Annotated in this window: 9 protein-coding genes; 1 reads left to right on the forward strand and 8 read right to left on the reverse strand. The window is 39.2% G+C overall.

Annotated features, from left to right (window positions below; translation table 11 throughout):
- Window positions 1-292: 292 nt before the first annotated feature.
- A complete protein-coding gene (locus AAC073_RS12665; RefSeq protein WP_339924204.1) occupies window positions 293-991 on the reverse strand; it encodes an SOS response-associated peptidase in 699 nt (232 codons plus the stop codon).
- Window positions 992-1434: 443 nt separating this feature from the next.
- Entirely contained in the window at window positions 1435-1767 is a 333-nt protein-coding gene (locus AAC073_RS12670; RefSeq protein WP_339924205.1) for a hypothetical protein, read from the reverse strand.
- Between the two features lie 390 nt (window positions 1768-2157).
- Here AAC073_RS12670 and AAC073_RS12675 point away from each other — a divergent pair, with 390 nt between their 5' ends.
- The gene (locus tag AAC073_RS12675) at window positions 2158-2997 is read left to right on the forward strand and encodes a hypothetical protein (protein ID WP_339924206.1); all 840 of its coding nucleotides are present in this window, start codon (window positions 2158-2160) and stop codon (window positions 2995-2997) included.
- Between the two features lie 93 nt (window positions 2998-3090).
- Here AAC073_RS12675 and AAC073_RS12680 read toward each other — a convergent pair whose 3' ends face one another.
- The 6 genes from AAC073_RS12680 to AAC073_RS12705 are packed head-to-tail and all read right to left on the reverse strand — an operon-like array spanning window position 3091 to window position 13409.
- Window positions 3091-4566 carry a class I SAM-dependent DNA methyltransferase gene (locus tag AAC073_RS12680; protein ID WP_339924207.1) on the reverse strand — a complete coding sequence of 492 codons (1476 nt, stop codon included), beginning with the start codon at window positions 4564-4566 and terminating at the stop codon, window positions 3091-3093.
- Between the two features lie 4 nt (window positions 4567-4570).
- The gene (locus tag AAC073_RS12685; RefSeq protein WP_339924208.1) at window positions 4571-6388 is read right to left on the reverse strand and encodes a hypothetical protein; all 1818 of its coding nucleotides are present in this window, start codon (window positions 6386-6388) and stop codon (window positions 4571-4573) included.
- Between the two features lie 3 nt (window positions 6389-6391).
- The gene (locus AAC073_RS12690) at window positions 6392-7285 is read right to left on the reverse strand and encodes a hypothetical protein (RefSeq protein WP_339924209.1); all 894 of its coding nucleotides are present in this window, start codon (window positions 7283-7285) and stop codon (window positions 6392-6394) included.
- Window positions 7282-8868: an AAA family ATPase gene (locus tag AAC073_RS12695; RefSeq protein WP_339924210.1), complete on the reverse strand. Its 1587-nt coding sequence runs from the start codon at window positions 8866-8868 to the stop codon at window positions 7282-7284. The genes AAC073_RS12690 and AAC073_RS12695 overlap by 4 nt, the downstream gene beginning before the upstream one ends.
- Window positions 8865-10658 (reverse strand): restriction endonuclease subunit S, encoded by a 1794-nt coding sequence (locus AAC073_RS12700; RefSeq protein ID WP_339924211.1) that lies wholly within the window; start codon window positions 10656-10658, stop codon window positions 8865-8867. Before AAC073_RS12700 ends, AAC073_RS12695 begins: the two co-directional genes overlap by 4 nt.
- The gene (locus tag AAC073_RS12705) at window positions 10659-13409 is read right to left on the reverse strand and encodes a type I restriction-modification enzyme R subunit C-terminal domain-containing protein (RefSeq protein WP_339924212.1); all 2751 of its coding nucleotides are present in this window, start codon (window positions 13407-13409) and stop codon (window positions 10659-10661) included.
- Window positions 13410-13443 lie beyond the last annotated feature (34 nt).

Raw genomic sequence — 13443 nt, forward strand, 5'->3', positions numbered from 1 at the left:
GAAGCCCACCCTTGGCGGGTGTACCGCTGCCCCCATCTTTGCATTTATCATAATTCACAACCGGGAACAGAATAGGACTTGGCATTGGAAAGGATACGATCAGAAGGAAACAAGGAAGGGTTCTTAGCAATAAAATCGTTTATCCAGTTAAAGAAGCAGTGGGAATTAAAGGAACTGGACGAACGGCTCTAAAGATCCTTAAATTTGAAGTCACCGGTGATGGTAAAATAGGAACACCAAATACAACTTTTTCAGATAAGCTGGGCAAAAAGTGCGAACAGGCCTAATTCATCTATTCCGAAACCCGATCCAGAATTCCAGGGTGATTGTTTCCAGGTTTGTTGACCTCATTGGATATTTCATATGCATCCATGGAATCGGCGGGATAAGCGTTCAATAAATTTAGCAGATCCTTGGGGTTTTGATGGGGATCCAACCACATTTTTTCTTCTTCCCTGGTCAAAATCACTGGCATTCTGTCATGGATTTTAACCAATAGTTTATTCGGTGCAGTAGTGATAATGGAGTAGGAATTATACGTTTCCCCTTCAGGATCTTTCCAACTTGACCAGAGCCCGGCGAAAAAAAAGACCTCCCTTTCGGGAAGGTAAATCCGGAATGGTTGCTTTTCCTTTCCCTCTTTTTTCCATTCAAAAAAACTGTCAGCCAGGACCAGGCATCTTTTGTTGTTTACCACAAGGGGTTTAAAAGAGGGTTTTTCAAGGAGGGTCTCCGACCGGGCATTGATCATTTTATACCCCACTTTTTTGTCTTTTGCCCAGTGTGGCACCAAACCGAAATGAAAGACATCTATTTCATCAGGCTTATCCGAAGTTACCACCGGAGCCAATTGGGAAGGAGCAATGTTGAAGGAAGGCTTCCAGTTTTTGGCCTTTTCGGATAATCCCAATTTCAATTGATCTTCAACTTTTTTAAGGTCTTGTTTTTCAGAGTATCTGCCGCACATGGTTTTCGTTTGTATGGTTAACATTAAATTTACAAATAAAATGGCTGGGGTTTTACCATGCCTTCCGGTATTTGGCTTAGGGATAGCAATGAAAATCCTTCTTTCGGGAGGGAAGTGCGGCGAAGAAAGATTGGAATGGAAACGAAGTGGTAACCCGACCCGTAGGGGAAGCCCCTAATTCGTTCTTTTTTATAATCAGCTAATCTGAAATGTTTATGCAGGCAAAACCATCTATTCCAAGACAGGATCCAAGATTTTCAGGTAGTTGTTTTTAGGCTTGTTAACCTCGGTTGATATTTCGTATGCTCCCATAGCATTGGCCGGATAAGGGTTCAACGATTTGAAAGATTATTGTGGTTTTGATCAAGGTTCAACCCTAATTTCCCTCGTTGCTGGCCAGCATCACCGAAATATCTAGACAGATTGACAGTTAATTTTTCACTATTTTTATGTCTCCGGATAGGGGGTCAGCTTAGTCCGGTATATCCACCCCAAAGGTTCCAGCGGTTTACCCCAGTCCTTTTCAGCTCCTCCAGCACATGGGGAAAAAATCCCTCCATATCAAGAAACCTTGAAGCGGAGGTATGGCCGGGTTCTGCCAGCAGGGCATTTAGCTCCTCGTCTTCCATTTTCAAGAGTTCGGAATGGGAAAACCCCTTAGTCTCGATCAGCTGCAGGTACTTCTTTACCGTATTACGGGCAATACCAAGGGTTTTGGAAATTGTCTGTAGGGCCATCCCGTGGTCACGATGGCGGATAATTTGTTTTAATTTACTCATGGTTATCGTCGTTCCGGCCATACTTTACAGTTAAAATGAACCGCAAAGCAAACGATAACTGAACAAATCCGATGGTCAGTTCTGCCGTTCTGTCTATGTTGACCACCGAGAAGTGGTGGTCAGCATGGCCGGAATGGCAGTGGCAACATCACCGGAAAAGATCCTCGGAAATCTTGAATATCCCCTAAAAAGCGGTGGTCAAGATTATCGGAATCTACACGTATTTTATAATATTTGCCTTTCAAAGAAAACCTTACTTGGATTGCCTTAGTAAATGATAATTATTATTTTACTAACAATGAATAAATTATTCAATCATGATATCGAAAACAAAACTTACTGACCTAGCTGAACTTTTAGAGAAAAACAGTTTTTCGAGTATTTTTTTTCAGGAAAGATCAGGAAATCAATTTGATAAATAGTGAAACAGGCGAATGGATTCCTTTTCCATTGGTATATGATACACTTTACACACAAACCAAGAACAAAATTAATTTTAATGCACTTTTCACGGAATTAATAGATATAAATACTTTACGAGTTTCAACACCAAATCAAATTCCCTTCTGCCAAACTGATGATATCGAGGATGTGAAAAACATTCTAACTGAAGATAAAAAATTTATACATCTAATGGATTTAGCGGACGAGTTTACTGATTTTATGGTTAACGATATTGGGGCAATTTTTACTCCATCAATGGTAAGCTCCTTAAAGGGCGTATTTAAGCCTTTTATTTATTCCCTATCTATAGAAGAACTTCGAAATGATTCATTTGATGAGCCAATTGAGTTTATGTCACCAAGAGGTTACCGAAATATTAAAGAAGCGTCTAAAATTCGAAAAAGTAAAACCTCCAATTTTGATGAAACTGAGGTAAAAATATTGAAAATGGCTGAAATAGAACTCAAATTCGAGGAGGTGAGACGGGAGATATGCAATTGGGCACCAAGCAGATTATCTTCTATTTACCTTATGGATGATACGGAATCTTCAGCTGGAAACTTGGAATACATGTTCAGAAATTCAACAAGGAGGTACCCAAAAGTGATTCTTTTTCGACATGCAGGTCTAGCAAGAGTAATTAAGGTTGATTATCGATGGTTTGAAAAATATGCTGAAGACAAAAACATTGAATACATCAAAAAATACTGGCAATCAAAACCATTTATACCGGGTAGTACAACTTGGGAATATTTATATGAAGGCGGATTATTCCCATTAGACGAAGAATTCGCCCCTTATAAATGATAAACTTGAAAATCTGTAGTCAGAAATAGCCCAGCACCTATCGAAGCTTTGGCTAAATAAACTTGAAAGGTGCTGGCTCTTTCTAAACTGAAATTAATCTTCAATTTTTAGCGCCACTTCTCGAAAACTGTCCAGCGCTGATTCAATATTCTCTATAATTTCCAGAGCCAAAATATCAGGATCTGGTAAATTTTCTAAATCAAGCATGTTTTCATCTCTCAACCAGAAGATATCTAAACTTGTCTTGTCTCTGGCAAGTATTTCATCATAAGTGTATTTACGCCATCTTCCTTCTGGATTTTGCTCGGACCAAGTTTCCTTTCGTTCGTTTCTATTTTTTGGATTGTAGCAGTCTACAAAGTCTTTCAAATTCTCAAATTTGAGTGGACTCTTTTTCAAGGTATGGCTGATGTTAGTTCGGTAATCATAAAACCAAACTTCTTTGGTCATGATGTCTTTTGAAGCAGGTTTTGCATCAAAAAAGAGGACGTTCGCCTTCACTCCATGGGCGTAAAAAATTCCAGTCGGTAAACGTAGGATAGTGTGCAATTCCGCTTTTTCCATCAGTTTCTTTCGTACTGTTTCGCCGACTCCTCCTTCAAATAACACATTGTCTGGTAAGACAACAGCGGCTTTTCCGGTTGTTTTAAGCATGGAAACAATATGCTGTAAGAAGTTCAGCTGCTTGTTAGTAGTAGTAACCCAGAAGTCATTCCGATTTATAAGCAAATCCTCTTTCTCCTCTTTACCTTCTGCATTAGTTATGGTAACACTACTTTTTTTACCAAAAGGAGGATTTGCCAGTACATAATCAAAAAGATCACTTGGCTTCTGCAATAAGGCATCTTCTCGTCTTATTGGAGGCTGTCCATTAATGTCTCCAATATTATGGAGGAATAGATTCATCAAAGCCATTCTAGCTGTTGAAGCTACAATCTCCCAACCTGCAAAAGTCTCTTCTTTTAAAAACCGTTTCTCATCTTTATCTAGCTTATATGCAGAGGTTAGGAAATCATAGGCTGATAAAAAGAAACCTCCTGTACCGCACGCAGGATCCGCAATTGTCTTTTTAGGTTCGGGGCGAACACACTCTACAATAGCTGTGATTAAATCTCTAGGCGTGAAATACTGACCCGCGCCACTTTTTGTGTCTTGGGCGTTTTTCTCCAGCAGTCCCTCGTACATGTCGCCTTTAATATCAGCGTCCATGCTAACCCATGATTCTTTATCAATCATTTTTACCAAGCGATCCAGCTTTGCTGGGTCTTGAATTTTATTCTGTGCTTTAGTAAAAATCTGTCCAAGCATTCCTGGCTCCTTCCCTAACTCGCGTAACAGCTCGACATAATGGGCTTCTAATTTACCGCCACTTCTAGATGAGATTCTATCCCAATTGTATTTTTCAGGAATTCCCGATTTTCTTTTTTGCGGCCCTTTTTCATACTCATCCGCCATTTTTAAGAATAGTAGAAAAGTAAGTTGCTCTAAGTAGTCAGAGTAACTTACCCCATCATCCCTAAGCGTATCGCAAAAAGACCAAATTTTTGCTATTAAATTATTTGTTGTCATATTCTTATATCTCTGTGATTATTTCCTCTTGCTCAAAATCAAAATGGATATAGGAGAAGGGAAGATTTATAAATTTTTTAATGTGGCTGAGGTAGGTCTTAACTTCCTCAGAAGGTGCAACGTGTGAAACTAATACAATGCCTTCGGCTTCATTTACATTCGGATAAAGACAATACTCCAATAATTGACCAATACCTTCTCTGATGGAAGTTCTTAAACTGTTATAGGTTTTGATTTCGTAAAAAATGTAGCCTGTATCGGTTTTTCGAGTCACGTCAATTCTTGATGCCCCATATGCTGTACACTCTCGTTTCACAATTGCCTTACCATACTTCTTTTGAAGGTATTTCAAGAATTTGGTTTGCAGAATATTGTGTTTTAACTCGAGTTCAATCTCTCTCTTTCTCCCGGTTCTTTTACTTTTTGTACCAAGGTCTGCTTCCTCACTTCCTGAGTCTTCAAATGAAAATCCAGTTTTTACTCCAACGTCAATTTTTTCATTAAGACCTGAAGGCAAATCCATCAGAGTATATCGATTGGAGGGGATTTCATTATCATCCAATACAGGAATTAGCTCGGCTGGAATTTCATTGAGTTGAGATGCTTTGAACTTCACATTGAACAACTGTTCCGCTCCTTCCTTAATCCAAGTGTCTAACTGCCCAGAATCAAGGTTCAGATTATATAGATCAGCTTTCATTTCATCATACCAACCTTCTTTCTTGTAGTGAGCTAATATCTTTTCTGATTCTTCTGGTAACAGGATTTCAACATCTTTCAGGTTGGTTACCCAAAAACTTTTGTTTGATTCCGCGTCTCTGGTGTAAAGTGTGAGGTCAAAAACCTGACCTTCATACTTTGAGCGAAATTTATGGATGGGTTCTAAAAAACCATATTTGTACCCGTTAATCACTTTGTCACCATCAAATAACCATTCTTCGTGACCAAACCCATGCTCATTCTCAAAGCTTGCATTGGTTGATTTACCTGTTAAACCAGATGGTTTTACCCACCCGTTGGTGTTCCAGGTGATGCGGGCAATTTTTGACTCCTTTGAAAGTAACTTTTTCAAGTGATTATGATGTGGTAAATATTTCTGAACGTAGGCTTTGCTTTCTGCAATGAGTCTATCCCAATTGTATTCATCCAGTTTGTCAAATGGAATTCTTGGCCATTCCCAACTGATTAGGTTTTTGTATTCTTCAAGCAATTTGATTTTATACTCCGGAAGTGCTTTTGTTGTCTCGAAATAGCCATCCAGCTTATAGCCGATAAATTCGTCAGATCCATTTACCTCCACATTAAAGAAAACATCTTTATCCTCACCGCTGTAAATTCTTGGCCAAAAATATGGTTTGATGCGGGCTACATGACCATTGAGCCAATTCCCATCTTGCCTTAGCCTGAACCCTTCCACCAAAATTTGCTCTGCCCAAAATTTGGCTTTAGCAATAATGGGATAGAGTTTTTGTCCGTAATATTGATGCGCTGTATTGGATTTTCTATAATCGGAATTAACGATGGAGCTATAAAATTCCAATTCTTCTTTTGTAAAGAAGTTATATCCACCTTCATAATACCGAAATTCAAAACCCAATTCATTTTCGACATAACCACGGTACGACTCATTAGATTGAAACTGTAATTGCTCTTGGGTGGCTAGTTCATAGGCTGTTCTTACCAGATGTTTAAAAGGATACTCCTTGCCATTTACGACCACATAGTATTGACTCCAAACAAGATTTTTGGGAATACCTTGTTCATCAATGATGATCGCAGCTTGCTCAATGTGGCTTTTATTTAATGCTTCGAGTTTCATCATTGATTAGATTAAAATTGCTGTTACAAAGCGTTCTAACCAATTAAATCCATCTAGTTTTGAATGCACTCGAATACAAGCCTTAACTGCTGCTGTATAGGGCCGGTCTGGATTTTTCACATAATCAGTTAGTCGTCTAAAACATGATGCAACGGCCATTCTCCTTGCTCTTTCATCTGGTGCTGAATCAATCAATTCTTTGATTTCAAGTAACTCTCTTTCACAATCGTTCCAAGCCATCAACCGCTCTTTGTTGAGTTGATCTAGATCCAAATGGTAGTAAAAAATTGATTGAAGAACTCTGTCATGCTCGTAATCATTTAATCCTGCACTAATTACTTCTCCATTGGAATCAAAGGTCAAAAGACTAACATCTTCCTGACAAAGCGGATCTAGTAAAATGGGAATCTCACAGTTCGTATTCTCTTCGTCATTGGCAATTCTACCAACATCAGAGCAATCCAAAGGAAAATAATCGCCTTTCCCATGTACTTCTTCACAATCACCCAATCTATCTCGTCTTCTTTTGTTGGCTAAACCACCTGAAAGCCTGTAATTACTCCATTCATAGGCTAGCCACCAATAACCATTTGCTTTTAAAACTCTTGATTTGCTTTTTGGGTCTGTGTAATCAATTTTTTCTTTAGCTGAACTTTTAGGTCGGAAATGATCTACTTCAAAATCACCGTTTCCTATTGGTGCTTCAGAATACCAACATTTGTTATTTGAAAGTCCGAGCATTGTGGGCTGAAGCTGATTCCATTCGGGATGATTTCGGATATATTCTTTTTTCTGTGGGATTGTCATCCCATTCATTGCATTAAGCTGGGCTTGCTTTATTGCTTCCCAACCATTAGCCTCAACAGCTTCTCTGAATCTATTTCTATCAATATACCTCATTCGCCCTTTTCCTCTTTTAATATTTCATCAAGGACTTCTTTGGCAATTTTGTCTAGTTCCTCTGCTTCCTCTTTGGTGTATTTCCTATTTGCAAACTCTTTGTAATTGCTGGTTAATTTCAGGTATTGATTGTATCTGCTATCAGCAGTCTCGTCTCCAAAACCAATTCTATCGAAATATTTTTTTAGTCTTTCAAATTGGTTTCTTTCATCCTCTTCCAGTTCACCATGTGAGATTTTTGCTTGAAGGAATCGCTTTTGATTCAGAAGGTCTTCAAGTTTTTTACTCATTAAAGAAGGAATGCCAAACAACTCACTGGTGAGAATCTTTGAAACACTCATTTCTCTTGGGCTCATATAAGGATTGAAAGCCTCCGTTTTCCCATCTTTGTCTTTCTTGAAAATTTGCACCTGATTTTTCTTCAGGTTCCCAATCACCAACGGATCATGCGAACAGAAAATAATTTGAGTATTTTCCTTTCTTTTTACCACTCGGTCTAAATAATCTAAGAACTTCCATTTCCACATGGGATTCAAATGGGTATCTGGCTCGTCTAAGAGGATTAAGGACTCTTCATCTTTAGTGAACTTTAGCAAGCCCAATACGGTGAGCAATTGCTTTTCACCTTCACTCAATTCAGCCATAGATAACTCACCATCCACGCCTTCTTTCTGAACCTTAATTTTTACATCATGCAGCATATCAGAAATGTGAATGCTCTCTAATGCATTGAATAGAACGATTTTGTTCTTGTACTTGTCTTCTACTAAATCTAAAAAGGTGGATTTATCTCTTAGATATAGATATAGCCTGTCTTGGGTTTCGTTCTTCTTGTAAGAAACTTCTACTCGAGCCTTATGCTGAATTGGTGCGTATGAAAAGAGCAATAGATCGTTAACGAATTTTTCAACCAGACCATCTGCACCCCATAAATGTGCGTTTTTGTCCTCTCGATTTTTAGCCCATTCAGGCTCTTTTAGCATAAATAGAGCTGAGCCAAAATCATTGATTTTTAATTCCTCTTTGAGAAACTTAATCGTTTCATCACCTTGGTCTTCCTTAAACAGATAAAAAGCAATTAGAGCAAAGTTTGCATGAATGTTCTGGGCAAGAAATATTCTTCGAATGGTATCAAATTCTTCAATTTTTGCTCCAGCTTTTATTATTTGTTCATAATAAATCTTTTGATGCGGAATATATAGGTCTGAAAGGCGATCGCTTATTCCTGAATAGTAGATGAAAATGTGTTTGGGCAGATAGTGCTCAATGTTTTTAGTAACCGTGGTGGTTTCCGGTTTTCCGTTTACCACAAAGGCATATTTGCCTTTTTCAAAGGTGATTTCAATGGCATTGCTTCGGCACTCATATTTGATGTAATAGTCAAAAGGTTGTTTAACTTTTCTGTTGTGATTATAGATCAAGTCTAAGTCCCTAAAAATAATGACCAATGCTTCTAAGAAATTGGATTTACCTGTGGCATTGAGACCAAGCAAAACGGTTTCCCAAGCATTTTCATCAATATCAATCTGAAAATCCTCCAGGTTCTTGAACCGTGTTTTGATATGTACTTTGTCTATTCTCATTTTGCCAGGCTTAATAATGATTCAGTGCCTTTTTTAACTTCCTTGATTTTAGACTGAATGTCTTTTAGCTCTTTATAAAAGTCCTCGATATTCTCCTTGTGTTTGCTCTTTTGCCAGACATCCTTGGCTAGCATAGGTTTATCAGAAGCTTTGAGTACTTCTTCAATGCTCAGTTCTTTACTCATCTTCTTAGTATTTTTAGGTTTTCTTTTCTTCTGTTGTTTCTGCTCTTCCAGATACTTTTTCTTTTCTGCCTGTATGCGCTTGAGCAGTTCTGAAGCAGGCTCATCATTCGGGTCTTGGGGCACCAATTTCCCTTCAAAGGCTTTCTTTAAGATGGATTGGTGAAGGGCTTCTGATTTTTGAAGACCTGATTCGATTGTTTTTTCAAGATTGTCAACAACTGAAAACTGTGATTCAAGTATCTGAATTATTAAGTTTTGTTCGTCAATAGATGGGATCGCTAAAGGAGTCTGTCGAATAGTTCCCATAGATAGCGAAGGTTGGGCCACAGCTTTTGCGGTAACCATCAGCATGTCTTTTCCCATTGGGGATTGGTAAAAGAACTCAAAATATTTGCTATCAATATTTCCATAAGGCCTTGCCATACCAATGTTTGGCCCTAAGAAAAAATTAGAATTCTTAGGTACGACAGCAACATTTCCTGTGCCTGCGCCTACAAAAACCACAAGTAATTCACCACCGCTTAACTGAGATCTTTTTAAATTTGAGACGGTCTCTGACTTGATACGAGAATAATCGGTTCTTTTAAAACCATTTGGACCAGCATTCTCAGCTTTGATTACTGACAAGTCTCCATCTTCATCATAGTTGACATATTTAGTATACTCAAAACCAGCAAGCTTAGTAATGAAGGTGACTAAACCTAGCTGAGTCCAATCCCATCCTTCAGGTAATTCCCATTTTTTACTTTCATGAACATCATTTGGTTTTTCGGGAACAATTGGTTTGCTCGGCCTTGAAGGTCTTTGTTCCTTCTTTCCGTCCTTTTCCCAAGCCTTTATGGCAGCTTTCCATTCTTTGAGTTCTTGTTCGTAGCGTTTTTGGCGTTCTTCTTTGATGCATTCCAGTAGTTTTTCTGCGGGTTCGGGATTGTTTTCATTGCGCCATTGTTCGGTAAGTTTGCCTTCAAAGGCATGTTTCAACAAAGCCTGCCGATAGACCTTCAATTGGTTCTGTGCCAATTTGAGATTGGCCACCCCATTGTCCAGCTCGCTGAAGAGTTCTTCGATTTTGGAAACGATGCGGTGTTGTTCGTTGAGGGGAGGGATAGGAAACTTTATTGTTGAAAGGTTTCCTCTCGAAATTCTTTTTCTGGTCGTACCAGTTTGGAGCCTTTCAATTTCTTTCCTGATAATTGGAGAGTTTATGAAATTTAAAAGGAGCTTATTACTTACACCATTTAGTTCTGTTCTTATGATCGCAACATCTACAACAGTAACATATTTATTTTCTTCTTTAAATGGGAAGATACATGCTCTACCAAGTGGATCTGGCATTCTTGCGACTAGAATATCTCCATTTTTAAGAAACGTACAATTTATTTCTAATGCCTTTTCTTTAGTCATGAATCTATCAGAACGATTTCTGAAGAATCCATCACCAACATCAGCTAATTGAATTAATCTAACTACACCATTAGGGTTTTGGTCTTTAGTTTCAACCCAGTCACCATCCTTGAAAACGCCATTTCTCCCATCAATAATTTCTTCAATTGTAGCCCAAAACCAGCCAATTGGCATGTCATATTCTTTTATATAATCGCTCATCTATGCTACCAATTCTTTATTCAGTTCATTAATAATTTCATCCATGCCGTCCCCAAATAGATTCCACATTTTCATCATGCCGCCTTTGGCATCAAAGGGGCTGTAGTCCAAATCGTCTTTTTCGATATGGAAAGAAGTGGCAATATGCTCTTTCATCATGCGCAACCAGTTCATTTGTTCTTCTGTGTATTTCAGCGTACCGGCCTGCTTGCGGAATACCCAATCCTGAAAGCGTTTGTCCACCACTTTATTGTAGGGGGTTAATTGCTCATCCAGCCCCATTACCCTGCGTATTAAACTTACCAGGGCAATCATTTCATTGAGTGGTTGACTTCTTTCCAAACCATCTATATGCTCATAAGCCTGCCAAATGCGAAGGGGTGCTAAGGTAGGTTTGTCGGCTTTGAGTTTTTCCAATAGCTCCTTCACCATTTTGTAGGTCAGCTCTTTGCGCTGATAGGGTTGAGAATAAAACCAACTTAAAGCCAGAATCTCGTCTTTGTGGGTTTCAATGTAGCTTTTGAAATCTGTCACCAGTTCAGCCGCTTTCTCTTGTGCTTGTGTATCCCAACCTGCAAACTCCAGTTCATCAATGTTCACTACATCAATAATCTGTTCCAGCGACTTACGCACATTGTCCACGTATTCTATCAACTCACCCGTAATCGCCAAGGTGGCTTGTTTGGCCAGTTCTTCCTGTGCTTCCTCTACCTGAGCAGGGGTTGGATGTCCAAATTTGGCCATGGCAAAATCCTGCACTTTGTCAGGGTCAAATACCCCCAATAAATCTTTGGTCATTTGATTGATGGATTTACCTTTTGCCAGCTCCTGAAACTTGGCTTTTTCGTCAGGGGTAATTTGCTTTTCAATTCGCCCTAATCTGCCTGCAAGCGAAGTAAACAAATCCTCATCCACATTGCCCATCATGGCGGCATACATCAGGTCTTTGAGTGCAACGCCACGTTTACGCTCCAACGGACGGCTGTCGGTTTTGGTGGTTTTCATCACGCCCACGGCATCCACAATCACAAAATGGTCTTTGGTGGCAATAGCCGAAGGCGTTACTTTCTTTAAATCCTCCAGCTTGATGGTTCGTGTACCACGTCCCTTCATCTGTTCAAAGTAGCCCTTGGATTTTACATTTCGCATAAAAATCAAACATTCCAAAGGCTTCACATCTGTACCAGTGGCAATCATGTCCACCGTTACTGCTATTCGTGGGTAATAATCATTTCTAAAAGAAGACAATACCGTTTTTGGGTTGTCATCCGTCTGATAGGTGATTTTCTTGCAAAAGCTATTGCCTTCGCCAAATTCTTCCCTTACAATGTTGATGATGTCATCCGCGTGGCTATCGGTCTTGGCAAAAATCAGCGTTTTGGGCACTTCCTTTCTGCCGGGAAATATTTCAGGCAATTTGTTTTTATAGGCCTTGATGACGTTTCTGATTTGGCTAGGATTGACAATGTCTTTGTCTAGTTGATTGGAAGTGTAAGCCACTTCTTCATCCAACTGTTCCCAGCGTTTGCGCCTGCTCAGCTTTTCCCGTTTATCAACAAACTCTTTGGCTTCAATTTTCGCCCCTTCCTTGGTGATTTTGGTTTCGATCAAATAGGTGTCATAGGTGACATTCACTCCATCAGCAACAGCATCTTCGTGGGTGTATTCACTCACCACATTTTCATTGAAGAAGCCGAAAGTCCGTTTGTCAGGTGTCGCTGTTAATCCAATCAAAAATGAATCAAAGTATTCTAGTACCTGTCGCCACAAATTGTAAATAGAACGGTGACATTCGTCTATCACGATAAAATCAAAAAACTCCACAGGAATTTTCTCATTGTAAACTACTGGAAGAGGCTCTTTAGGGAGCCAGCCTTTTTCATTAGGATTTTCCTCTTCCGCTTTTTCATCCAGGTCTTCGCCCTTTAAAATCGAGTATAACCGCTGAATAGTACTGATACAAACATGTGCATCAGGATTCACGAAAGAAGAAGTCAAACGCTGAACAGAATATAATTCAGTAAATGTCCTGTTCTCATTGGGTGGAATAAAAGCCATGAACTCCTGCTCAGCTTGTTCACCTAAATTTTTGGTATCAACCAGGAACAAAATGCGTTGTGCATTTCCATACTCCAAGAGGCGGTAAATAGATGAAATGGCCGTAAAGGTTTTTCCGGCACCAGTTGCCATTTGAATCAAAGCCCTCGGCCTATTTTCTTCAAATGAAACCTCCAGATTTTTAATAGCTGAGAATTGACAATCCCTGAGTGCCCCTTTGTCTAGCGTAGGAAAATTGAATAATCTTCCCCTGAGTGTTTTTTCATCTTTTAGCTGTTGCTTAATCGTCTCAGGTCGATGAAATGAAAAGATGTTTTTAGCCCTAGGTTTTGGATCTCTGGTATTGGTAAACCTTGTGATTACCCCAGTTGATTCATAAATAAAAGGAAGTGGCTCATTATTGAAGTACTTCAATTTACTTGCCGCATAAGCACCCGACTGATCTTCCACAACTGTAAGGTTTTGTCCTTCTTCCTCTTTCTTTGCTTCAATTACTCCAACAGGTGTTCTGTCAACAAATAGCACATAGTCTGCTGGTCCAGCTTCTGTTTGATATTCTTTTACGGCAATCCCTAGGGCAGCACTAAAATCAAGCTTTTTTTTATCCTGAATGACCCACCCAGCAAGACGCAACTTTTGGTCGATGCGGTCTCGAGCAATTTGTTCTGGGTTTTGGTTATCGTAGGATGTCATTAAAGTGTATATTTATCCAAAAGTATACTTAATA

Source organism: uncultured Cyclobacterium sp. (assembly GCF_963977555.1).
Taxonomy (GTDB): domain Bacteria; phylum Bacteroidota; class Bacteroidia; order Cytophagales; family Cyclobacteriaceae; genus Cyclobacterium.